This window comes from Bacteroidetes bacterium endosymbiont of Geopemphigus sp., assembly GCF_002904345.1.
In the GTDB taxonomy this organism is placed as follows: Bacteria; Bacteroidota; Bacteroidia; order Flavobacteriales; family Blattabacteriaceae; genus GSPS2-BC2016.
In genome coordinates, this window is record NZ_PEIH01000005.1 from 908,696 (window position 1) to 932,978 (window position 24,283).

The window sequence follows — 24,283 nt, forward strand, 5'->3', positions numbered from 1 at the left end:
TCTTTCAGCGATCCCTCACCTACCTGGCTTGGTAAAATAAAAAAGTTCTTGTGTCGATTTTCAGCCAAGTCTTCAATAAAAAAAGAGGTCATTGAAGTCTTTTCGCCGAAACCTTCCGCTAAACAAGCGACTTTTTCAAAATCTTCACGTAAGCAAAAGAAAATACAAAAACATCCTGGATCTCAGCCGAAATTGGCAGAAGGGTTTATTAACATTAAATCTTCTGGCTATGCTTTTGTAAGGGTAGAGAATTTTGAGCAGGATGTTTTTATTCCAAAAAATAAGACTTCCTCTGCTTTTGCAGGAGATAAAGTTAAAATACAATTTACTGAAAGACCTCTGGGAAAACGTCTTGAAGGAAAGGTAATAGAAATTCTCGAGCGCAAAAGAAAAATTTTTGTAGGAGTTCTTCAATTGACTGCCGAAGGACAATATGGTTTTGTTATAGTGGGTGGAAAAGCGCTACACGTAGATTTTTATATTCCCAAAGACAAACTTAAAGGAGCTAAAAATAACCAAAAGGTAGTAGCTCGCTTTTTGAATTGGCCTGAACATGCCTCCAATCCTATAGGAGAAATCATTGAGGTTTTGGGAACTTCAGGTGATCACGATACGGAAATACACGCCATATTAGCTGAGTACGACCTTCCCTATGCTTTTCCCGAAAACATCGAAGAGCAGGCGCAAAAAATTTCTTCGGATATCATTATCGATGAAATCGCTTTGCGGCGCGATATGCGCCAGGCGATAACTTTTACTATTGACCCTGACGATGCGAAAGATTTTGATGATGCGCTATCGATAAATTTGCTGGAAAATGGTCACTGGGAGATTGGAGTGCACATTGCCGATGTTTCTCATTATATAAAAGAAGGCAGTCCGCTTGATAAGGAAGCTTATCAACGCGCTACTTCGGTATATCTTGTGGATCGCGTGGTACCTATGTTACCTGAAGCGCTCTCTAATAAACTTTGCTCTCTGCGACCGAAGGAAGAAAAATTGTGTTTTTCCGCTGTTTTTGAAATCGATAAAGATGGAAGATCCCTTAGCTCGTGGTTTGGAAAAACAGTAATTTGTTCTGATCGGCGCTTTACCTATGAGGAAGCCCAAGAGCGTATTTCATCAGCTCAGGGTGATTTTTATAGAGAGATTCTTCAACTCAATGAACTGGCTGAAATATTAAGATCCGAACGACTTAAAAAAGGCGCGATTAGCTTTGATAAGCTCGAAATTAAGTTTCGTCTCAACGAGAAACATGAGCCGGTAGAATTCTTTTGGAAAGAAAGCAAACAAGCCCACCGATTGATCGAGGAGTTTATGCTTTTGGCCAACTCTAAAGTAGCGGAATTTGTAAGCTTAAATTCAAAAGGAGAAAACTCAGGGCGTACTTACATATATCGAGTGCATGATGATCCGGATATGGAAAAACTATTGATGCTTAAAGAGTTTGTAAAACCTTTGGGTTATACCCTTGATTTAAAGAATCGTCAGACTATTACTGATACCATGAACACTTTGTTAATGGCTATGCGCGGCAAGCCAGAGCAGCATGTAGTAGATTCTTTAGCTATGCGTGCGATGAGCAAGGCAAAATATTCCACTAAAAATATAGGACATTATGGATTAGCGTTTAATTGTTATACTCATTTCACTTCTCCTATACGCAGATATCCCGATATCATCGCTCATCGCCTATTACAACATTATTTGAGTAAAGGTAAAAGCCCTTTTGCGGCTCCGTATGAAGAGCAATGTGTACATGTAGGCCATCGCGAGCGTTTGGCGGCCGACGCCGAACGTGATTCTATAAAATACATGCAGGTAAAATATATGCAGCGTTTCATCGGTGAAACTTTTGATGGTATTATCTCCGGAGTTACCGAGTGGGGAATTTATATAGAACTCTCTCTTGCTGGAGCTGAAGGCCTGGTCCGTTTGCGAGATATGAAGGACGATGTGTATGTATTTAAAACCGAACAATATTGCATAGAGGGGAAGAGCGCACAACGAACTTATCGCCTTGGTGATGCTGTGAAAGTAAAAGTATTAAATGCGGATGTGGAGAAAAAGCAACTTGATTTGCAGTGGTTACCTATATAAAATATTTATTTCTTAAGGAGTGTTTTCGTTGATTCTTTCTGCTATGACTCTGGGTATTACGCTTAGTTTTATACTTATCGGTCCGGTATTTTTCATGCTTATAGAAACGAGTTTGTCAAAAGGCACCAAAGCTGCTGTGATCATGAATTTAGGTGTATTATCTTCCGATATTGTTTGTATTACACTGGCTTATTACAGCAGTCGGGAAATCGTTGCCTACATACAGATGCATCCATCGCTTTTTAAGATTGGCGCCGTTATCATATCCATTTATGGATGGTTTATGCTTTATTCTCGAAATGACCTTCATTTTAAAAAAGATGAGATTTTCCCCTCAAATAGTGCATTACGAGTTTTCGCTAAAGGTTTTTTCCTAAGTTTTGTCAACATAGGTATAATGGTCTTCTGGATTTCTGTAGTCCTAGTGGTATCAACTACATACAATCGCGCTTACGAATTTTTTCTTTATATATCTATTGTATTGTGTACATTTTTTACAGTAGATCTTTTGAAAATATTTTTAGCCAGCAAGTTTCAACATAAATTCAAGGATCAACTGGTGTATAAAATCAGACGAATCTTCGGATTTTTACTGATTTTATCCGGTATTTTTCTTTTTATAAAAAGTTTTTTTTCTATTCCTTCCATCGACAGGGACCTTCCCTTGCGTATTTTCAAGAATTCCCCACGATGATAAAATCTGGTGTATTTCTTTATAAACTATATTTTTATTAAAACTTTGCATAAGGATGTCACAAAAAGCAATTTTATTTTCTATCAGAAGCAGCAAAGATTTGGCACGAAAGATCGCCTTTTCTTACGGTGAAGAGCTAGGGAACATTCATTTTTTTGAATTTAAGGACGGCGAGTATGAGCCTTCCTTTGAGCAGTCAGTTCGCGGATCGCGCGTTTTCCTTATAGGATCGACTTTTCCTCCTGCGGATAATCTTATGGAGCTGCTCTTAATGTGTGATGCGGCTCATCGCGCTTCTGCGAAGAATATAACTCTGGTCATTCCTTACTTTGGATGGGCACGTCAGGACCGCAAAAATAAGCCTCGCGCTCCTATCGGCGCTAAACTTGTGACCAATCTTATCGAAGCTGCCGGGGCTACGCGTGTAATGACGATGGATTTGCACGCAGACCAAATACAGGGCTTTTTTGAGATCCCAGTGGATCATTTGTACGCATCAAATATATTTTCGCAATATCTTAAAGATCTGAAGCTGCAGAACCTTACTATAGCTTCTCCAGATATGGGAGGCGCTAAACGTGCTAAGAGCTATGCCAGCTATCTGAGCGCTGAGATGGCCATTTGCTATAAAGAACGAAAAAAAGCCAACGAAATTGAATATATGAATCTCATTGGCGAGGTGAAGGATAGAAATGTGATTCTTATTGATGATATGGTGGATACAGCCGGAACTTTAGTGATGGCGGCTGATCTGATTAAAAAACAGGGTGCGGCTAGTGTTCGCGCTATAGCTACGCATCCGGTGCTCTCAGGGAGAGCTTATGAGAAGATAGCTCTTTCGGCTTTAGAAGAGCTGGTAGTTACCGATAGCATTCCTTTAAAAAAAGGACTTCCATCTAAAATAAAAGTCTTATCTTGCGCTGCCCTCTTTGCGGATGTCATGCATCTGGTACATAATAAAGAGTCTATAAGTAGCAAGTTCATTATTTAATTGTTTTTCAATATGAAATCCATCACCATTCAGGGAGAAAAAAGAGAGAACGTAGGTAAATCATCAACAAGAGCTTTACGTGATGCTGAGCAAGTGCCTTGTGTTGTGTATGGTAATGGGGAAAGTATACATTTTTCTACGGCTTTATCGAGCTTTAAGAACCTTGTCTATACTCCTGAGGCACATACCGTGGTTATTAAATGGTCAGATGGTGGGAAAACTGAAGCTGTACTACAAGATGTTCAATTCCATCCGGTATCAGATCTTATTTTACATGCGGATTTTTGTCCGCTACAACCTGAAAAACCTGTGATTATGGAGATTCCCGTGAAAGTCCTCGGACGCTCTATCGGAGTATCACAAGGTGGTGTCCTTCGATTAACCTTTAGAAAGCTTAAAGTAAAAACACTTCCGGAAAATCTGCCGGATAATATTGAAATAAATATTACTTCTCTGGCCATAGGCGCGAGAATATCCGTAAAGGATCTGTCAACTGATAAATACAGTATCGAACATCCTAAAGATACGGTGATCGTCGCTGTGAAAGCCTCCCGAGCGGCGGTGAAAAGCGTACAGAACGATGTTAAGGGGAAAGATGATAAGAAAGCAAAATAATATTTTCCTAAGCTATCTTTTCGAAAGATAATCATTTTATGAAAAAGGCGCTTGAAGAGGCTATACGCGCTTTTGAGAAAAACGAAGTACCTGTGGGAACTGTCGTTGTCTGCGCCGGAAAAATTATTTCCAGGACATATAATCTTACAGAATTATTGAAAGACGTTACGGCGCATGCGGAGATACAAGCTATCGGAGCGGCTTCCTCCTATTTGGGAGGAAAGTATCTCAGAGAATGCACTTTGTATGTGACTCTGGAGCCTTGCGTAATGTGTGCCGGCGCCATATATTGGTCCCAGCTGGGCCGATTAGTTTTTGGAGCCTGCGACCCTAAAAGAGGCTTTTCCAGCGCACGAGTAAAGCTTCATCCTAAAACTCAAATAAAAGGGTCCGTACTTCCTGAAGTATCTCAGGAGCTATTGCAGCGATTTTTTAATAATAAGAGAGATTGATATAAAAAACTTTCTTAGCAGAATAAGGACTTTAATTCCCGGGCTTTACTCACATCCATTTTTCCTGCCAGTATTAAGCTGAGTTCACGGCGACGAGAAGCGCTCTCAAGCCGCTTTTTCTCTTGCGCAGTTTCAGCGATCAATTTGGGTACGGCTATAGGCGTTGCGTCGATGTTGATGTGTACAAAAGTATAGATCCCCTCATTGACCTTCTCTCGAGCGCCGTTAGTGATATCTTCTATAAATACCTCGGCAAATACTTCCATGGAAGTTGAGAAAGCCTGAGATACTTTTGCCTCAATTGTTACTACACTGCCCAGTGGAATAGGTTTATTGAAAGAGACTTGATTAACCGCTACCGTCATTACATCTCCTCCGGCATGTTTAGCAGCAGCTATAGAGCATACGCGGTCTATTCTTGCCAGCAACTCACCTCCAAACATATGACTGAATTTATTGGTTTCATTAGGCAATACGACATTGGTCATCACTGTTAGCGAGCTTGAAGCTAACTTAGGTTCTTTCATAGGTAAATAAAATTGTGAAGGTTTTATTGAGAGATCTTTATCCAGGGTTGATCATCGGGAGTGTGGACACTTGATTGTGTTCAGCTCTGCTTGTGCTTCTTCAGTAGTTGAATAGCTCGCCGTAAGTGATAAAGAATCTTTCATTTTCCTTAAAAATCCGCGAAAGCAGATGATCTTTTTTTAAGTGTTTGATAAGTTTTTTTACTCTCTTATCCGAAGCAAATACTCCGGAAACAACATGGTAATTTTTAGATGCAATAGATCTTTCTTCTTCAATATCATTTTTATTGGAATAATCCTCGTGTTCCTCTTCCTCATGAAAAGAAAAAGGAACAATACTGCTCAGCGCATTCAAAGATCCTTTTTGCAAGGGCTCGAAGTAATTCTTGTAATACCACCCGTAACTTATAGCCGTTACGAAAAATACCGCGGCGGCATAACGCAATGCGCGACGATTCCTCTTTATTATATGCATAATGGGAAAAAAGCTTTCACCGGCGACAATCTAAAGCTCTCGGTTGGAAAATTTATATCTTTCTCCGGGTGAAATACCCACCTGTTATTTCCGGAATTTTCAAAATGCCCGATGCCTTGCAGATATAATAATTTTTTGTCATCAAGAATTTTATTCCACTCTTTTACAGTTTCCTGTATTTTTATAAGCGCTTGTTCATGTGTGATTTTTTTCTGCCATAGCCACTCGATGCAATAATACTCCATCATGCGATATAAAACCCCAGAAATCTGGTACAATCACACAATCGTGCCCATAGAGAAGAAGATATTGAATGTACCCTGGTATCATATACGCAAAAATAACACAATTTTTATTTTCATAAAACTTTATAGAGATTAAATTAAAATAATTTACTTAAAAAATGAGTACCTATATAAAAATAGGTAAATTTTGATTTTTATATCGAAACTTCATAAAGTTATAGAATCTACATAGATTAATTCCTTAATAGCACATTTTATAAAACTATAAATCATTTGAACAATACTTAAACCACCTCGAATCTTTAAAGTATTTCACAAAAGGGACTTACCGTGGGGCAAATCTATCTTTGATTTATAAGGCATTTTAAGCAAAAAAAGAGTCTTCGCAGAGAACAAAACTTAGTTTTTTTTAGTAAATTCTAATGCACATCTTTTGCATTAGCTTATTTTAGACTTATACTATGTCTGTTTATAAAGATTATCTTAAGTGAGAACTTTTTTTAGGAGCTCTTCCTCTGTAGTTAGTGGCGATCAATTTTATGACAATAGGTAAGGTCGTGATTAAAATCAGAATTAAAACGATCCATTCCAGATTGTATTTGAGTTTGGGGAAAATTTTATCCAAATAATGTCCGGCCAGCATAATTGAGAATGTCCAGGAAAAAGCTCCTGCGATGTTATAAGTCATAAACTCTTTAAAGTTTACACGCACAACGCCCGCCACAATGGGAGCAAAAGTGCGCAGAATGGGTAAAAATCGACTGATGATCAGGGCTGCGGCTTTATATTTTTTATAAAAGAGCTTAGCTACGATCAGTTGCCGTTTTTTAAAAATCCATGAATCTTCCCTTTTATAGAGCATGGGTCCAGATTTGTAACCGAAGATATAACCTATGATATTCCCGAGAATAGCCGCCAGAGCCACTAATAATATGATGATAAAAAAAGGCATATCATAAAAATTCTTAGATAAATGTTTTCCAAAAATACCTGCCGTAAATAACAAAGAATCCCCTGGCAAAAAGAACCCTATGAACAAACCTGTTTCGGCAAATATGATGAGCATCAGAATATAAAGTGCAGTATTTCCAAAGTGCAAAAAAATCCATTCGGGATTAAACAGGTGGTTAAAAAAATCCAGAAGCTCAGACATATATATGAGGATAAGGAAGTAAATTTATAGATTTTAAATTGCTTTATAGCTATTGAAAATGAGAATGTTTTTCTTTTTTTTACCGGAATTCTTTTACCCGATAACATTACAAGAGCAAGGTTTATTCTAAATATTACGGATAGTATTTTATAATAGACGAGCTTCAGGAAATAGTGATCAGTACGGTTAAGTATGAAGATTATTCTTTTATTTGTTGCTGCTATACCAAAACCTACGGTTTAAGATCTTTTATCTTAAGAACAAGAGTCCAAGGTAAGGACTTCTTCAGGTTTTTATCACTCTTTTCCGCCAAAAAAGCAACGTCTTAAAAGTTATTAGGGAAATACGTAGTGCTCATTTTTATAAAAGCTTACAGAGGTATCCTTCGAAAATAGCCTTGGCGATTTCCTTATCGGAATTTTTTGGCATCGTACTTAAAATAAGACCAGCCTGATTCCGATCTTTTCGCTTACCTCACGGATTCTTTTAAGCAACTAAATGAAAAAAAATTATTCCCCTTATTTTCATCTATCATGGGACTGACAAAATTTTTAGGTTTTTATCCCAGTGTTGATCACATAGAAAAGATTTATTTTGATCTTCAAAACGGCGTTTTCATTTCAGAGTGTTTTGATCCAAAGACTTACCTCTCAAAAGAGAATTCTTCTCTTTTAAAAAGACTCATCGAGCTTGATGTTTTTAGAATACCCTTGAGAAGATATTTTGAAAGGGACAGCCCAGATCTCTTTTAAATATCCTTTTAGCCTATTATCTAATTGCAGCATGAGGGTTTTCGCATACCCCGATCTCTGGAAATCCTCTCAGAAATCCCCTAATGTGTTTATGGATTTTTTTTGAATCGTTTTTGCTCGTTGCGCGCTATGATATGTCCTGGCCTGCTCCAGCGAGCATTTTCTTTAGGGTTTGAATAATTTGTAGACTCTTCTTTTAGTGAAGGGCGTTTTTGGGATGCTTGGCAAAAGCCTTTTGTGCTTGCAGGCCTAAGACTTCGAATAACTTTATGTCTTGATTGATATCGGGATTGGATGTGGTGAGCAATTTATCTCCGGCGAATATAGAGTTCGCTCCTGCCATAAAACACCAATCTTGTCCTTCCGGGCTCATTTGAGTTATGCCAGCTGAAAGACGCACCTGAGATTTGGGAATGATGATGCGGGTTGTGGCGATCATACGAATCATCTCCCATATTTCCACGGTTATTTGATCTTCCATCGGTGTCCCTTCCACGGGTACTAGGACATTAATGGGTACCGACTCGGGATGGGGATCAAGTCGCGAAAGGGCCAGAAGCAAACCTGCTCTGTCCTCCGGGGTTTCGCCCATTCCTATAATTCCTCCCGAGCATATGGTGATATTCGTTTTGCGTACATTTTTAAGGGTTTTTAGGTGATACTCATAGTCTTGGGTAGAGATTGATCTCTCTGTTATAGTTTAGGTATCCAGATTGTGATTGTAGGCGTACAATCCGGCATGTGAGAGACGTATTGCTTACTTTTCCGTAAGCATTCCCAGCGTGCAGCAGACTTTCATGTCCATTTGATTAAGCGTTCGCACTATTTCGATGTACCTGATCAAATTCAGAGTCGTCTTTGACATTTCTCCAGGTCAGCTCCCATGCAGATGCGAGAAGCGCTGCTGGACTTGGTCCGAAGGACTTGTGCCTTGACGTGTTGCACAGACATCATCCCTTGAGTTTGAAGATCTGTATGATATCGAGCCGCTTGCGGACAATAAGCGCAATCTTCAGGACAGCCTCCTGTTTTTATCGAGAGTAAGAAGCTGACCTAAATGACACTCGGATCGTGATATTGATGATGGATGCCAGCGGTTTTATAAACTAACTCCAAAAGAGGCCTCTGGTAGAGTTTCAATATCTTTTCTTTGTTCCAGTTGTGGAGCTTTTCTTCCATAGTACCCTTTTTTTAAGAAAGGTAAATGTAGTATAAAATCTTCCTCCTTTATAAAGTGGTCATAGTTCAGAGGTTTTTAGAGAGCAGAATACTTACAGCATTGCCTCCAAAGCCGGTGGCGTTTACCAAAATTTTTCTCATTTTTTTCCGATAGGTTTTTGCTCCATAGAAGGGAAGTGGTATGAAAATATCCTCTTTAAGCATTCTTACGGCCATCTCCAGGCTAAGGGCTCCTGAAGCGCCAAGGGTATGTCCTGTTTTCCATTTGTTATTGGTAATCAGCAAAGGTGAGTTCCCAAATACCGCTTGGATCGCTCGATATTCCGCAAAATCTCCTTTTAGTGTTCCCGGAGTATGGGTGACAATAGCGTCAACTTCTTCCGCTGAGCTATGACTTAAGGCCATTTTCATGCTTTTTTGCAAATTTTCTCCTTCTTCCGATATGGAAGTATGGCTTTGGAGCGTTTCTGTGGCGAATCCTATATTTTCTATCAGCGCTAAGGCATTTTTCTTCACCCCTTTTTCCAGCGCAAATACAGCCGCGCCTTCCCCTAAGACAAAGCTGTTGCCGCTCTTTTTAAGATCCCCGGCCCGGCAAGGATAAGGGCCTTCTTTTTTTGAATAAATTCTTAAAGCTTGCATTTGTGCTATGGTAAAAGGGGTCAGAGGAGCTTCAGCGCCTCCGGCAATAAATTTTTCACAAAAACCTGAATGTAACCACACCACGGCATTTAAAAGCGCGTGCAGCGCGCTCGAGCAGGTGATAGAATGGCTGAAAGCCATCCCTGTGCTTTGCAGATGTTGTCCGGTCCAATAAGCGATATTGCCTAAGGTGGTGGTAGGTGAGCTCAGTATTTGCGCTTTGCCCTCGAGATCTTTTGAAAAATAGCTGAAATGACTCTCAAAGGCATGAGTGGCCCCACGTGAAGAACCTATATTGATTCCTATAGGTTTTTGAGCGCCCCATCGCGCTTGCTTAAGAGCTTTTTCGGCGGCAAGCATGCTCAACAATACGCTTGGGTCAAGGCATTTATATTTAGAAGAGCGACTTAGAAATGAGAAGATATATTCTTGCGCTTCTAAAGCTAAAGGCGCTGCCCATACTTGTTTATCACCTGTGAATATTTTTTTTATAAAAGTTTTTTCAGAATGTAAATTATTTATAATCTCTTCATCACTAATACCGAGAGATGACAGCGAGCCCATACCTGTAATAGAGCAGATTTTTGAAATTTTCAGATTTTTTATGTGTTTCATCTATAAAGGATAAGTCTTTTGAAAAAGCGCCCGGCTTGATTTTTTTACATAAATAGCTATTTATCGTGATGGATCTATTCTCTTTGCCAAAGAGGATTTTTTAGTGACCCTCCGAGGATCTCATTCAATGGCAAATATCGTACCCATTAAGGAATTATTTGTTACGTTGATTTTTCAGTTTTATAATTCGATTTTAAATATAAAATATGATACAAATATTTATTTATATCATGTTTTTATAAAGTATAAAATATGATTTAATTACAAATAATTAATTTTAATTATTGTATACATTTACCAATGTTAACATTTATATTCAGTAAATCATGAATCTTAATATTGCTATTAAAAAACAAAAGTTCCCAACCTTTGCTCAGCTTGGGTTGTTCTTGTTATTCATTTTTCCTTTACCGGAACATTCGCTTTTTGCTCAGATTGGTCACCAAATCTCCCGATATCTTGGCATCTCTAGATATTACTGCGCCTGCTAAAGGAAAGTGGGTTCTTATACCTCGTTTAACTAAGAGCAGCATGATAATATCCCAAATCCGGATCCGGTTTAATAATATATAATGTAAGTAATGAGTGTTTAGAGACGCACTCGGGGGTTGGGAAATTGAAATCGCGTTGTTAGGAGATAATCTAGAACTTAATCCAGAAACGGTTTACAAAGGAGCTTTAGCAAGCTGTAAAAATATCAAATATATGATACAGTGAATATGATCTTACGGTGAATGGCTAAAAATTCAAGACTTTTTGTGACATGATCTATGGCGGCTATACCTTGATCCGGAACTATTCTTTGATTACGTTGCTTAATACATATCGTTATCACGGCGTTCTTGTAGGTTAATATGTACCCGGAAGTGTTTATACTTTTTTCTGATGCGAGCGAAAATAGTAGTTTTTCAACATCAGGTATTAATTTTTTCGCTACAGGAGCTGTAAACTATGATAACTACAGAGTGCCAAGGCAGATCATAAAGAGTATAGGAATAAACTCGGTAAGGTTGGTTATGGCCAATAATCCCAAAAAGAGGATACTTAGCGTATAAATAACTATGCGGAATCCAATTATTCCAGAAAGATTTTTAATATACGTGGGTATGATAATTCAGAAAGCAGCAGAAAAATAGAAGGTAAATCTTTTAGGTTTAATCCTACAGGAGGAAGTATAAATGGGAATAGGATCTCCGAAACTTCATGTGGTCACAGAAAGGCAATGAATCCCTTCGGCGTCCCTGAAGATAGTGGTAAGACCATCCTTTACGCTAATTATCATAAATTTTTGAATTTTTTGGGGAGGGCAAACAGGCTTGTTTGGTATCCGTCCCGGACGGGAAACTATTGCGCGAGTCTTACATTGACGTTTTACCCAAAAGATCAGGAGCGTTACATTCAATGGTGGATGAAATAAAAAGTTACTCAATGGATTGACCTCCGGTATTTTCTTAATGCTGGTGCTTTTATTTTGTACAAATATTACCTAACTTTTCTTTCTGTAGAAAAACATTTATTTGCCATGACGACTATATTTTTTGCTATAGGGGATTTTTTTCAGTGGTCTTTCGCAGGGCTTCGCCTGCTGGGGAATTTTCCGAACACGATATTCACCGCGACGGCATTCGCTCTGTTAATTTTTTGGCTTTACCATATTTTACGCTTCGGCTCAAAAGACAAGAAAATGAGATAAAAAGTGATTTTAGATCCCTTGCCAAAGGGCATACATGCTTTAGTAAGACTTTAAAGTGGGTTAATTGTACATCCAATCCCCAGAGGAGAGTTTTTATGGAAATTTCTTAGACTATAAATATTTGAAGACATAAGTCAAATGCGCAAGACCGCTCTGTACGGCGCCGTTTGAAATAAAAATCCGATTGGATCATGAAAAATTTGTCGATAATTTTTAAGATGACGTTGATTTTATAAAATGTTTTAAAATATCATCTGAACTTGGTTTTGAAGCGGGTTATTTTTAAACACCTTACCTTTGCGTTAAATTTTACCTCCCCCATGTATCCTGTTGTTGCCATAGTAGGTCGTCCCAATGTGGGCAAGTCCACTTTTTTTAATCGTTTGCTCGGTCGGCGAGAGGCCATTGTCGATGCTATAAGCGGCGTTACCCGAGATAGACATTATGGACTCTCTGAGTGGAATGGTCGTTTATTTAGCATAATCGATACAGGTGGTTACATCACCGGCTCGGAAGATCAGTTTGAAAGAGAAATTCGCAAGCAAGTAAGCTTAGCTATAAAGGAAGCCGATGTGCTGCTTTTTATGGTAGATGTCAGAACAGGCTTGATAGCTATGGATCATCAAGTGGCCCAATTATTGCGCGAGTCTCAAAAATCTGCTCTTTTGGTGGTTAACAAAGTAGACAGCTCCAAATATCTGCCTCAAGCCGTAGAGTTCTATTCCCTTGGTTTTGATCGTTATTATTGTCTTTCTTCTTCCAACGGCAGCGGCAGCGGAGAGCTCTTGGACGCGCTTGTAAGTGCCTTGCCTGAAAAGGAAATAGAGAAAGACGCTTCTGACATCCTGCCCAAATTCACAATTGTGGGTCGTCCTAATTCTGGGAAATCTACCTTGATCAATGCCCTTCTGGGGGAAGATCGCCATGTAGTGACTCATATCGCGGGAACTACGCGCGATGCTATGCAAGTACCCTATCGTCGCTTCGGTTTAGAATGTATATTAGTCGACACGGCGGGTATTCGTAAAAAGTCCAGGGTCACTGAAGATCTCGAATTCTATTCAGTAATGCGCGCGGTGCGCGCTATAGAGTATGCGGATGTTTGTTTGTTGATGATCGATGCTCAGCGAGGCTGGCAGGCGCAGGATATGAATATCTTCCGTTTGATTGAAAAAAATCGAAAAGGCCTGGTCATTCTTATTAACAAATGGGATACCCTGGAAAAGGATTCCGCCACTTTAAAGACCTATGAAAAGCTAATCAGAGAAAAAATCGCGCCTTTTAATGATGTGCCTATTTTATTTATTTCCGCTCTTACGAAACAACGTGTTCTGAAGGGGCTTGAAACAGCTATGAAGGTATTTGAAAATCGTCATCAGAAAATAAAAACCAGTCGTCTGAACGAGCTCATGTTACCCATTATTCATGCAAGTCCTCCACCTGCTCTCAGGGGTAAATATATTAAGATAAAGTATTGTACTCAGTTGCCTACTTTCACTCCTCAGTTCGCCTTTTTTTGCAATACCCCTCAGTATATTAAAGAACCTTATAAGCGTTTTATAGAAAATCAATTGCGGAAAATTTTTAATTTTAGAGGTGTTCCCATCACCATTTATTTCAGGAAAAAATAATTATCTAAAAATAGATATATTTATTTTCAATTATTTATTCATTTGCAAAGAGTTATATTTTCCGATAAATTAACGAAAACACATAGTTGATGTTATTATCATAAACCTAGACTATTTATCAAAAAAATTTTGTCTGAAAGACTACGTTCGTTTAACTAATGAAACGATCAATGATTTAGTGTTTATTTATTTTTGATTCCTTCGGAAAGTTAAGCATAAAGCTCAGCTATAAACTTTTTCTGAAGTTCCGCTTTTATCTCTCATAAAGCGCTACTCAAGGATATATTTTCGATCCCACAAGAAGTTTTATGGAACATAGATAGGACACAGAAGCCCCTCTAAAAGCTCAAAAACCTCTTGAGTTTTCAAGTCTCAAACACCAGATTTGACCATTGCTGATCTGTGATCCGTCCGGACTTACAATACATGATATTAAAAAAAAGAATGTATTAATTTTTATTCAATAATATATTGAAAATAATTATCATTTATTTATACTATAATTTATGTATAATTGTAGCTTAAGATGATAATAACATGAAACTATAGTCGACCGAATTCCCAAGAGTCAACTCGATGTCAAGATGAATATTAAAATAGGCAATTAGGGAAAAATTGATACGCAAGAAAGAAAAGGTATGATGCGATAGAACGATGCTAACTAATTGCTTTAAAGGTCATTACGGAACACAATGGAATTGCTTAGATCAATAGAATAACTTTTGATCAACGCAGACTTTTGTTAAAGCTCAGCGAAGAGGGATGTGCCGGTTTTAAAGATGCTGATGATGGTTGGAAAGAAGATGATTTTTCAGATACCGAAACGGTAATATCCTAAAATCGAATATGGTTAATAGCACAAAAACAAGCATTTACGATCCCTCAAAGCGGAACCATCACGGAAGATCAAGAAGGCGCTTATAAATTGGCTTATTTAATCAGATTAGATAACGATCCTGTCAAAGGGGTTTTGACGGAACTTTCGGACTATTTAGCACCTGGATTACCTATAAAAACGAGCAAATTAGATGATAACCAAGTTGTTTTTAGAGGGGCTAAAATACCCGAATAGTTGTTATTGATAGTATCGTCGATCAGATCATTTATTTAAAAAAAGGCGATAAGCTTCAAGTTTGTTTCAGAACTTATAAAACTTTCAATATGAATAGAAATTTGGATAATTTGTGTCTCAGCAAGGAAGATAGCCGTATTAGGATTTGGAAACTTTAAATAAATCCAGACTATTTTTTACCCTTTCTTCTTTTTAAGAAGGAGCGTTTTATTTATGATAACCAACGCAGATTACTGTCTGCGTGTCCTAAAAGCTCAAAAACCTCTTGTAGGTGGATATCGCCACTTTAACGAGCTTGTCCCTACAGATAAGCTTATAATCAGTTATTGCGCACTTTTTTTCTTTAATAGGTTTTTTAAAGAGTTTCCGTGAGTTTTTTGGATAGGATAAAAAATTATCAATCCTATTGAGGTTGATCTCAGATAGGATATGGTCTTCTCTATCGCTAAGGTTTTATTGAGAATGAGACTCTTTGAGGTTCCGGCAAAGCGTATTTAAAAAGCCTTAAACGTGATAATCTTTAATCAAGGTAGGCATTCTCTTAATTGATTCAGAAAGATTTTTTATGATTTATATACCCGACCGGCGATTATATTATACGCCGCCGGACACTCAAGCGCGCAAACGCAGCTCAAGCACTTTTTTTATCATTTTCAAGAGGTATGGAAGACTTCGAAGATCTCCACATCATCGACAAATTAACAATTTGTTTTTCCGATCTAAATATTGACTAACTTGGTAGCTTTTAGTAAAATATTTAAAAGCAAGACTTTAGAAGCTATTTTCGATAAAACCTCTGTCTTCTCATCTGAAATAGATCGCGATTGTAAAATTAAAATGCTCAAGGAAAGAACTTGCCGATAAGCATCATACTATTGCTTTGTTGACGGAGCGTATTTAACGAGCTTGAAAATAAACAACCCATTTTTTCTTAAATAACTCCTAGAAAACTCATCTTAAAAAAAGGACTTTAAAAGCTCCTATATTTCTAGTTGTATTTATACCATGTCTAGCTTTTCAGGGCGATCCTTAGACCTATGATAGCTATGGATATACCTATAACCCAATACATAATCTTAATTTCGTTTTTAAGACTTTGATTCTCTGTCTTAAATTCGCTGGACAGCATATCTATTCTATTTAATACTTTCTCCATATCACTTTCTACTTTTTCATCAATCAAATCAATTATGGCTAACTTTGTTTTATTTTTGAGCTCAATCTTATTGAGCTTTTCGTTCATCTCCCTTACCTTCACATTTAATCACTGTCTTCCAGAAGAGACAATTCTATTTCCATTTTAACTTAAAAAATCTGTGTTTCATACTATTTTGATAATTTGTCTTCTCAAATGTTTTGATCAAAACTATACTTTATAAGTATAAAAAATCAGCCTTTTTAATTTTTTTCGTTGCCTTCTACAGGCCACGTAGCGCTCTACGATATTTTCTCTCTCGCGTGACATGTATTTTTTAAATATTAAATACATGAGAGATATATAAATATTTTATAATCAATAAGTTAATATCAATAAACCCTACAAAAATCGGCGAAATACGTGTGCTCAGATGAGTTTAAAAAATAAGTTTGAAGCGTATCGGATATCAAAATCTACTTGATAAAACATTAGGATTAAGTCCGTTACCCAACGGAGTTTGATAGCGCATATCTGATGTTCTCAGAGCAGCTTTTTAGAAATTCTAATAAACTTTATATCTATTGAAAGAATACTCTGGATGGAAGAGGACATCTGGCAAAAGAACTCTTCTTCGACTCAAGAAGACAGATCTTATTCTTCCATGGCTTTTATCCTCAGGGGATTTCCGGAATGGTGAATTATGTGCATAAACAGGATGTTAAGTCATATGAAAACGAGCGCCTTATTAGAGTTAACAAAGCGGCTCTCTCCAATATACTCATAGCAAGCATGCTTGAGGATGCTCTGAGATTTCTTATATCAGTTTAGGCGACTTATCCGTTGAAAAAGCAAGGGAGTTTTACCTAAGAGATTATCCGGAGGCCTTTACAAAAGATTCGGCATGACAACAAATATATTCGATATATGTCTTTTACCGATGATCCAAACGATATTTCTGCGAGAAAGGATTTCAACTATCAGAGGAATTTGCGCTATGAATCCTTGGGAAACCCTCTTAGGGAGTTGTTTCAAAATAAGGAGAAATACCGAAAACAAAGCACTTTAAAGGCTTACTTGAAAAGTAAATATGTTTCCCAATTAACTGGGCAAGGTCTTGCTCAGGAGATCGGAACAACTTTCAAGTCTGAAAGCCTATGGAAAAGATTAAAAAACAGAATAGCTAGATTATTTAGCTTTTCAAGTAAGTTTAGCAAAGAAGAAAAAAGCCGATAGAAGAGCTAAATCAAAGGATTTCCTCGTAGCTAAACTTATTTCATTCACTGCCAACTTCTTCGGAAAGCGTAAAAAAAGAATACCCAAGTTCGGATTATAAAAAAATCGCTCGCAGTTTTATTATAAAACAAGGAAAATCTCTATGGGAGCCTATATGGGTGGGATAATACACGAAAATCCGGCGTTAACGGAAATGATGAATTAGGGTATACCTCTTTACATCTTGTTGAGACTTCAAGAGAATTGTTAGAACCTATGGTAGAGTATTTTAACGAAAATATAAATCTAGAAGACAAATCCGGAACTTCATTTGCTTTTTCAACAGCTATCTTTGAAAAAAATACCGCACTGCTAAGGTATCTTAAAGAAAAAGGCGCCCGTTTAGAGGAAAAAGACAATGAGGGAAATAATATTCTGTACGGAATGGTATAAAAGATCATAAAACAAATGATTGAATAAGAGATCTAACCGATAACTTTAATTACTTATTAGGACAAGGTTGTAAATCCGGCAAATGAAAATTCCGCAGGTGAATCTGCGTCTGACAGGGCTTACCGCGAAAAAAGAAGGATCTTCTATGATACTTTCTTAAAGACCTCTCCCGAGAGGTTCGGGATAGATACGTTTGGGAACCTTTAAATATATCTCTTAAAATGAATGAAATTTTAAACGATGTTTCCCCTGAAACAGGACGTATGTTTGAGCGCAAACGTCGCGATTCGTGTTATGAATCTTCTTGTGTTGCGAACAATTTCCCTGAAGTATCTTCTATAGATAGTAAACAATTTTAGAAAAGGACGCCGGACAAAGCGATCAATCCTCCACGCTTTACCGTAAAGACTCGGGTTTACGGGATCGGTCGATTTAGAAAATTCCGTAGACGTGCCAGAGGGATGGAAATTGATCTCTACATGCCATGGCTACGGTTTACTTGTTTCTTATGGTTGGTGATGAGGCTGTTTTTAAGAAAAGATTTGAGAAATTATTTGGCAATATCGAAAAGCTTGAAGAAGCTAAAGAATTGATGAAAAAGTAATCCAAAACTCGAAACATGATAAGCTATATAGTAATAACACTTGCTGGAATGATCTGGTTCATGATTTTCGTCATCGAATTGTTCAGTAAACGAAGCTTAACAAGGAAGAATATCAAAACGTATTCGTTTGTAATGAAGAAAATTATAATGCCAAAGATTCTCAGGAGAATCTTAAAATAATGGCAAAAGGGGGAGCTTATTTGGGTGATCGAGAAATAAAAGCTGCGAGTAAATTCCTCGATTGTCGAATCGATGTAGAAAGTGATAAAACAAATCATTCGTTTAATGGAAAAGCAAAGGATTCAATAGATCTGGTACGTTAATAAAAATCATTATCAATTTAAATTGAGTCAAAATTTACTGGTAAGTCCTTTGATAAAAACCAGGGCTATAAAATCCTTTCGAAAGAAGAGATCGCCGTAAAGAGACCCAAAAAGTATCTTATTAGAATAGCTTTAAAAAGTCAACTATAAAATATTAAAGAATCTTTTTTATAACCTTATTTATCTGACTGCCCGCTTTTCATATCCCGTTATTAAAATAAAGCTCTAAGAACCGATCTTTTTATAGATTAATAGTATAAATTTATTAAACTCTCAAAAGAGTATTTTTTTCCCCGCGATATATTGCTCTTATTTTTAATATATAAGAATATCATAAATTATACCATATGAAATATTTATAAATATAAAATCGTATAGGTGTATTTAATTCTAAATTAAAGTCTCATAAATTTAAATTTATTAAAATTGCATATGATTGATAATTTATCTTTAAAATGATTTCTTATTTAAAAGGAGATCTCGCGGAAAAAAATCCATCTTTTGTAATACTAGATGTGAATGGTCTTGGCTATCGTGTGCGTATTTCTCTAAACACTTTTTCACAGCTTCCTGAGCAGGGAAGCATAAAATTGTATGCTCATCTTATCATCAGGGATGATGAGCATACAATTTACGGTTTTTATGACCAGGAGGAGCGTGAAATGTTCCTTCGCCTTACCTCGGTAAATGGCGTTGGTCCAACCATGGCTCTTTTGATTTTGTCCTCCTTAAGCGCTCAGCAAATAGCCCAGGCGGTTCTTGAAGAACAAACAAAGGATTTCCAGAGAGTAAAAGGGGTAGGTGAGAAGACCGCTCGGAGGATTGTTATGGAGCTCAATGATAAAATATTTTCATTTTCATCCAATAAGCCTATGCTCTCCGGTAAAAAAAATATGCGCAAGCTAGAGGCGGTAAGCGCTCTTGAGGTTTTAGGTTTTTCGAGGAAAAATACAGAGAAATCCATCGATATCTTGTTGCGTGATGAACCTAGTCTTTCTATAGAAGAACTTGTAAAAGAGGTCCTTAGAAGTATTTAAGGGTTTTTCACTTGTTTCGGTTATCTCCCTTTTTATTTTTATTTACGTGCTGATCTTGCAGTTAAGGGCGTAGAAAGGGGATCCTCTGCGTTTGCGCGATCCCTTTTTGGAAAAAGAAGGTGGGGTTTTATTTCGAGAGTCCGTTTAAAGAATACGTGCATTACAATATTCACAAAAAGCTTTATGTAATAGAAAAGTGTATTGAAAAAATCTACGTAGGAGTGCCGCTTTATTTAATGATTCAGCAATATAGAGATTATATATTGCGTAAACCGCGTACAAGATTATTATCGCTCAAAATTCCGAGCTCTTGATGAAATCGTGAGGGAACAAAAAGTCCCTAGGAAAGACAAAAAAGAAATCGCACTGGATAAAAATCGACGTCTACTCCCAAATAATTAAGTCGAAATCCAAATTTTTCGATGCAATCTTCGGAGGAAGCGCTATCTAGCTCATTCCGCAGGGTCGCATAGGCTTGGATTTAGGGGCAATATATCAAAAATAGAGGATCCGAGTTTACCACCTCACAGTACGTTCTTCTACGGTTATAAATATAGATCGTAAAATGTAGGTATCTGCATTGGGGCGGGTTGGAAAGAATCTTGAGTTTAAGATGAATTACGATACCAACGCAGGATTTTCCTTTGAAAATCGCATGAATCTTGGATTCAAAGGAAACCAAGATCGTATTATCAAATACGAGCTCGAGAATGTCAGCATGCCATTAGGTACTTCTTTAATATGGGGAATGCAATCCCTTTTCGGGATAAAAGGAGAATACCAATTTGGTAAAACTGATTATTACCACCGTATTTTCTCAGCAGCGCTCCCAAACGCAAACTTTTACGGCTTACTGATGAGGGAGCCTTGTAATCGTTCGATAAGAGAGCTAGAGATTATCAAGACAATCAGCATTTCTGGCGCATTATTTTCATGAACATTGCAACGGAGCTCTTATGGAATATTCTCAAATCAATACCAATCTTTTGGTAGAGCAGCTCGAGGTATGGGTACTTGATAAAACAGCTAGTGGGCAAGCGGAAAGTCGTCTCTCTATTCTTGCGCTCAGATCTCTCGGTGAGAGCGGACAAGCCAACCTACCTACGCCAGGTAACAATGTAATAGGCTGTTTCATAAACAGGTGCAATAAATGAAATTAGAGATCCAATATAAGCTGAGAGACTTTTGCAAGCTTGGCCTTCTTATCAGAATGGCGAACATTTTGTTGTGAAAAGGAATGTCAGATTGCTCTCATCGAATGAGTATACCTCTAACACTATAATTAGGTTATATTTCTTTAAAACGACGACTTTAAGATCGTCAAATGCTCATCTTCGATTTTCGTGTGCGCAATACTCGGAGCGGTTAGTTATATAAATTAAGTGAACTAACTAACGATCTGGCTGCTCCTGAGGCTTTAATTATAAAACTTCCCTAATCAATCCTTAGATGTAAACTCTCCGATGTGGAAATTAATGATGAAAAATATCTACAGTCTCAGTTCACGGTTCTCAGAAAAGGATTTTTTATTGAAACTCTATTATGATGAGCTGGGAGAAGAAAGTATAAATTACTTAAAGAGCGGAGATATAAAATATTTACTACTTCATATCATGAATTTTGATCGCCTCAATACAAGTCGAAGAGTACAAAGGAACGCTCCGGGGGGCTACACAGGATCTAGGCGATAGTTTTTCGATTCTGAAGAAGGATCTTATGTAAATTCTGAACAAGGACTTGTCATTTTCACCAAGGCAGAGTCTTTTAGTAAAAATATCAGAGATTGGTTCTCGATCGATCCAAGGGCCGCGTCGAAATATGCCTTCGATGATCTCTATTCCATGCAAAAATCTGATGTCATTCAAGAAATGAATAAGAATCGCTATTGCATAAAAGGAGAATACAATTGAAGGTTCCATGTGTTTGATGATAGAGGGCAAGCAGCTTTTGGAAGGTGTGGATTATACCGTTGATTATCAGAGTGGATAAATTCGTATTGTCAACCCTTTACTAAAAGGGAAAAAATATATGGTAAGATATTGATAATCATAATAATTTCCTTTCTATAGAGTGCACTTTTCTGGACTTGAACATCGATCATCATTTCTCAATGAAATTTAACGTTGGTGCAACGTTGGTGAACTATTCGGAAAAACCCCTCACTCAGAAAGTGTAATATAACCATGAGGCGGTAAATAATACCGATTTTCGTATTTCACACTACCTTATAACACCGAGCTCCCTTTTTTCACTCGCTGGATAGGCGCTATTCCTTTCGTGAGCATAAAGTGCCTTCAAAAATAAGTCTGTCATTGGACAGGCACTTATTTTAAACCTGTAACTGATTCAGGTATGAGGGATCAGGTAGATATCGATAATTCCGATACGGATCAGTCCAAAATTTCTTTGATATCTCGTCCGGAGATCTGGTCTTTGGCAAATGTTCCTCGAGGAGGAAATCCTAATTTTCCCAATGGCGACAAAGAAAATGATTTGAGCAGCGGTTATTATCTTGGAATGATCTCATCATAAACTCCAAAGCCAACCAGCTGTGGAAGAAAAACGTGCGTGAGGTTTTTTCCTTGATTACGATGACGATTATAGACTTTATAAAAAACTTCGTATGTACATACACGCTGAAAATCTTGATGATTCTTCTGACAGTTCCTTAGATCTCAGCGCCCGCGCTTTTTTGCGCTTAGGCCGTAACGAAATGAATTATTACGGATATGAGATCCCGGTTAAATATACCACAAAGGGAAGAATTTCCGTAGATGAAATCTGGCCGCAAGAAAATCTTATCGAAGTGGCTATACAAGATTTTATAAAGGTTCTCTCGCAAAGAGATTCTTTGAGTAATTATAGATTCATCAATCGATTTTCTTATGTTAGCGATTCTAAGCATAAAGACAAAATCATCGTCGATCTTCTCTGGGTTCTCTGAGTGTATTGCTAATCGGCCTTCTCAATACTTCTCCTGAGAGATCTGTTAAAAATGTGTTGCTATAGGTTGAACTTAAGCTCGTTGGTATAAATAAAAGCGAAGGCTACCCCGCTACGGGGAAGCTTGATCTGATGCTGGCTGATCTCTGGCAGATTTCCATGAGTAGAAATTATATGGGCGCGTGCTTCGGATCCTTAGAGCAAAAACCCTCAAAGCGATCGAAGAAAAGCAAGAAGGATTATAAAATTAACACTACTTATTAACTTAGATAAGTTCTTTCCCAAGAAATGGGGTTTACGGCTCCCGATGAACTATGATCAATCGGATTTAAAAGAATCTGTTCGTGATTATAGAAAGAGCACCTACTGGTTATCACTTTAATATGCGCAAGATCAGCGCTCAAATAAAATCAGTTTCCAGACCCTGGGATTTAGAAAATTTCTTTCTTTCTCTCTTATAGAAATGATCTGTCAAAAGACATCTATAAGGTATACCAACTTCGTCGCAATGTAGAAACTGGTTTAAATTATAGCTTTTCTTTTCCTTCAAAATTTTACAAACCTTTTCGCTCATGGAAATTGGCGAAACAAGTAGCAAAATGGATTCCTTATCTTAAATGAATTTGCGAAATCAGCATCAATCCACTGCTAAGTTTGCTCAGTTTCAAAGTAAAAAATACACGTATTTATGAAGAAAATCTCCTACGAGATATTTAACTTCTCAAAAGTCACGATATTTCTTCTTCAAATACCGATTTTAGCTCTTTCTATAGTACAAACTTTCGATTAGATTAGGATTATAAAATCGGTTTTATCCTAACTAAGGATCTCAGGATAAACTATTTTTCTGGCACTCAGACATTGCTCGATGGAATGATGGCTTTTTCAGCGCCTTCTGAAACAGTAATATGGTACATTTTTCTCAAAATAGGAAAACCTATACGATATAATCAAAGTTTAGATATCAACTATCAACTTCTCATAGAGGCGCTTCCTTTTATAGACTGGTTCAAAACTAATTTAGGCTATGGAGTCACCTACCAGGGATGCATAGAATCTGGATCTGCAAAAACGTTTGGGTAATCATATACAGAATTCAGAAAATATTAGTCTCTCGAGGAATCTGAATTTTGAGAGTTTGTATAACCAAATTCCAGATTTTAAAAGATCAGATGAGAAAATCAAAAAATATGATATGCAGATGCAAAGACAAATTGCATTTTTAAATGCTTATTCAAAGCAAAAACAAAAGAAAGAAAATCAGCGCTTACTAAAGATAAAAATGTCCGATTCTCTATAAAATATTACCTACTAATGCTGATCTCAAGCGTTAAAAAGCTCAATGTAATAGTTCGACTATAAGCAGTTTTTACCCAATCCCGGCTTTTTTCGGACAGAGAAATTATTCAGATTCAGGTATCTATAGTAGTCGCGGTCCATTATGGGGGTTTTATTGGAGACCACAATCCGATATATGATAAAGAGTCATAGAAAATAGATGGATTATTCTTGATGATCAGGAAATAAGTTGCTATGACAAATATTGTGATAAAAACTTGCGAATGAATCTTTAATTAGAGATTTTCCTGGATTTTCGAATCGATTTGGACTTTCACAGGCGCTTCAATACTCGTCTTTTTCAGGAGAATTTTAATAAGGATACCGACCCATCAACACCTGGTTTTCACAATAATTTTCCGTTGCGAGAGTGTCTTCTTATGAAATGAGTTTTTTAGC

Annotated in this window: 21 protein-coding genes and 5 pseudogenes; 18 read left to right on the forward strand and 8 right to left on the reverse strand. The window is 37.3% G+C overall.

All coding sequences use genetic code 11. The features are described 5' to 3' along the window. Nucleotides 1-48 precede the first annotated feature (48 nt). From rnr to CS842_RS05705, 5 genes are read left to right on the forward strand one after another with little or no spacing between them, the layout of a single operon-like run. Entirely contained in the window at nt 49-2,100 is a 2,052-nt protein-coding gene (gene rnr / locus CS842_RS05685) for a ribonuclease R (RefSeq protein WP_241518480.1), read from the forward strand. 19 nt (nt 2,101-2,119) lie between these two features. Beyond that, nucleotides 2,120-2,794, forward strand: coding sequence for a LysE family translocator (locus tag CS842_RS05690; RefSeq protein WP_146037473.1), 675 nt, complete (start codon nt 2,120-2,122; stop codon nt 2,792-2,794). 55 nt (nt 2,795-2,849) lie between these two features. After that, nucleotides 2,850-3,785, forward strand: coding sequence for a ribose-phosphate pyrophosphokinase (locus CS842_RS05695; RefSeq protein ID WP_103327874.1), 936 nt, complete (start codon nt 2,850-2,852; stop codon nt 3,783-3,785). A 12-nt stretch (nt 3,786-3,797) separates the two neighbouring features. Next, nucleotides 3,798-4,400, forward strand: a complete 603-nt coding sequence (locus CS842_RS05700; protein ID WP_103328049.1) for a 50S ribosomal protein L25/general stress protein Ctc — start codon at nt 3,798-3,800, stop codon at nt 4,398-4,400. A 14-nt stretch (nt 4,401-4,414) separates the two neighbouring features. After that, nucleotides 4,415-4,852: a nucleoside deaminase gene (locus tag CS842_RS05705; protein ID WP_265614214.1), complete on the forward strand. Its 438-nt coding sequence runs from the start codon at nt 4,415-4,417 to the stop codon at nt 4,850-4,852. A 14-nt stretch (nt 4,853-4,866) separates the two neighbouring features. On the opposite strand, the gene CS842_RS05710 is transcribed toward CS842_RS05705, so the two are convergent. The 5 genes and pseudogenes from CS842_RS05710 to CS842_RS05725 all read right to left on the reverse strand — a co-directional run bounded on the left by CS842_RS05710 (nt 4,867) and on the right by CS842_RS05725 (nt 7,252). After that, nucleotides 4,867-5,379, reverse strand: coding sequence for an acyl-CoA thioesterase (locus CS842_RS05710; protein WP_103327876.1), 513 nt, complete (start codon nt 5,377-5,379; stop codon nt 4,867-4,869). A gap of 100 nt (nt 5,380-5,479) precedes the next feature. Next, a complete protein-coding gene (locus tag CS842_RS05715; protein ID WP_103327877.1) occupies nt 5,480-5,854 on the reverse strand; it encodes a hypothetical protein in 375 nt (124 codons plus the stop codon). Then, nucleotides 5,845-6,123 carry a hypothetical protein gene (locus tag CS842_RS05720; RefSeq protein ID WP_430537318.1) on the reverse strand — a complete coding sequence of 93 codons (279 nt, stop codon included), beginning with the start codon at nt 6,121-6,123 and terminating at the stop codon, nt 5,845-5,847. Before CS842_RS05720 ends, CS842_RS05715 begins: the two co-directional genes overlap by 10 nt. 7 nt (nt 6,124-6,130) lie before the next feature. Then, nucleotides 6,131-6,184: pseudogene (locus CS842_RS08050) on the reverse strand (hypothetical protein); the annotation flags it as partial. Between the two features lie 393 nt (nt 6,185-6,577). Continuing rightward, on the reverse strand, nt 6,578-7,252 hold the full coding sequence (locus tag CS842_RS05725; protein ID WP_103327879.1) for a DedA family protein: 675 nt from the start codon (nt 7,250-7,252) through the stop codon (nt 6,578-6,580). A gap of 458 nt (nt 7,253-7,710) precedes the next feature. On the opposite strand from CS842_RS05725, the pseudogene CS842_RS08170 reads away from it, so the two are divergent. Further along, a pseudogene (locus CS842_RS08170) lies at nt 7,711-8,004 on the forward strand (hypothetical protein); the annotation flags it as partial. 89 nt (nt 8,005-8,093) lie between these two features. Here CS842_RS08170 and bioB read toward each other — a convergent pair. Next, a pseudogene (bioB, locus tag CS842_RS05735) lies at nt 8,094-9,183 on the reverse strand (biotin synthase BioB). A gap of 66 nt (nt 9,184-9,249) precedes the next feature. Next, nucleotides 9,250-10,440 carry a beta-ketoacyl synthase N-terminal-like domain-containing protein gene (locus CS842_RS05740; protein WP_241518481.1) on the reverse strand — a complete coding sequence of 397 codons (1,191 nt, stop codon included), beginning with the start codon at nt 10,438-10,440 and terminating at the stop codon, nt 9,250-9,252. A 2,013-nt stretch (nt 10,441-12,453) separates the two neighbouring features. On the opposite strand from CS842_RS05740, the gene der reads away from it, so the two are divergent. Then, nucleotides 12,454-13,764, forward strand: coding sequence for a ribosome biogenesis GTPase Der (gene der / locus CS842_RS05745; RefSeq protein WP_103328051.1), 1,311 nt, complete (start codon nt 12,454-12,456; stop codon nt 13,762-13,764). 2,081 nt (nt 13,765-15,845) lie between these two features. On the opposite strand, the gene CS842_RS05750 is transcribed toward der, so the two are convergent. Then, the gene (locus CS842_RS05750) at nt 15,846-16,079 is read right to left on the reverse strand and encodes a hypothetical protein (RefSeq protein WP_146037474.1); all 234 of its coding nucleotides are present in this window, start codon (nt 16,077-16,079) and stop codon (nt 15,846-15,848) included. A gap of 819 nt (nt 16,080-16,898) precedes the next feature. On the opposite strand from CS842_RS05750, the gene CS842_RS05755 reads away from it, so the two are divergent. The 11 genes and pseudogenes from CS842_RS05755 to CS842_RS05800 all read left to right on the forward strand — a co-directional run bounded on the left by CS842_RS05755 (nt 16,899) and on the right by CS842_RS05800 (nt 23,846). Then, nucleotides 16,899-17,207, forward strand: a complete 309-nt coding sequence (locus tag CS842_RS05755; protein WP_103327882.1) for a hypothetical protein — start codon at nt 16,899-16,901, stop codon at nt 17,205-17,207. A gap of 255 nt (nt 17,208-17,462) precedes the next feature. Then, nucleotides 17,463-17,639, forward strand: a complete 177-nt coding sequence (locus CS842_RS06995; RefSeq protein WP_195909913.1) for a hypothetical protein — start codon at nt 17,463-17,465, stop codon at nt 17,637-17,639. A gap of 783 nt (nt 17,640-18,422) precedes the next feature. Beyond that, entirely contained in the window at nt 18,423-18,566 is a 144-nt protein-coding gene (locus tag CS842_RS07000; protein WP_195909914.1) for an OTU domain-containing protein, read from the forward strand. 455 nt (nt 18,567-19,021) lie between these two features. Then, entirely contained in the window at nt 19,022-19,603 is a 582-nt protein-coding gene (ruvA, locus tag CS842_RS05760; RefSeq protein ID WP_103327883.1) for a Holliday junction branch migration protein RuvA, read from the forward strand. A gap of 613 nt (nt 19,604-20,216) precedes the next feature. Further along, a complete protein-coding gene (locus tag CS842_RS05770; RefSeq protein ID WP_103327885.1) occupies nt 20,217-20,540 on the forward strand; it encodes a hypothetical protein in 324 nt (107 codons plus the stop codon). 19 nt (nt 20,541-20,559) lie between these two features. Continuing rightward, nucleotides 20,560-20,757 carry a hypothetical protein gene (locus CS842_RS05775; RefSeq protein ID WP_103327886.1) on the forward strand — a complete coding sequence of 66 codons (198 nt, stop codon included), beginning with the start codon at nt 20,560-20,562 and terminating at the stop codon, nt 20,755-20,757. A gap of 1,198 nt (nt 20,758-21,955) precedes the next feature. Next, nucleotides 21,956-22,135, forward strand: a complete 180-nt coding sequence (locus CS842_RS05785) for a hypothetical protein (RefSeq protein ID WP_103327888.1) — start codon at nt 21,956-21,958, stop codon at nt 22,133-22,135. Between the two features lie 76 nt (nt 22,136-22,211). Next, nucleotides 22,212-22,547 (forward strand): annotated as a pseudogene (locus CS842_RS07495) (hypothetical protein); the annotation flags it as partial. Between the two features lie 80 nt (nt 22,548-22,627). Continuing rightward, a pseudogene (locus tag CS842_RS08055) lies at nt 22,628-22,810 on the forward strand (hypothetical protein); the annotation flags it as partial. A gap of 609 nt (nt 22,811-23,419) precedes the next feature. Then, on the forward strand, nt 23,420-23,629 hold the full coding sequence (locus CS842_RS05795; RefSeq protein WP_103327890.1) for a hypothetical protein: 210 nt from the start codon (nt 23,420-23,422) through the stop codon (nt 23,627-23,629). After that, the gene (locus tag CS842_RS05800; RefSeq protein ID WP_103327891.1) at nt 23,622-23,846 is read left to right on the forward strand and encodes a hypothetical protein; all 225 of its coding nucleotides are present in this window, start codon (nt 23,622-23,624) and stop codon (nt 23,844-23,846) included. Before CS842_RS05795 ends, CS842_RS05800 begins: the two co-directional genes overlap by 8 nt. Nucleotides 23,847-24,283: the final 437 nt, after the last annotated feature.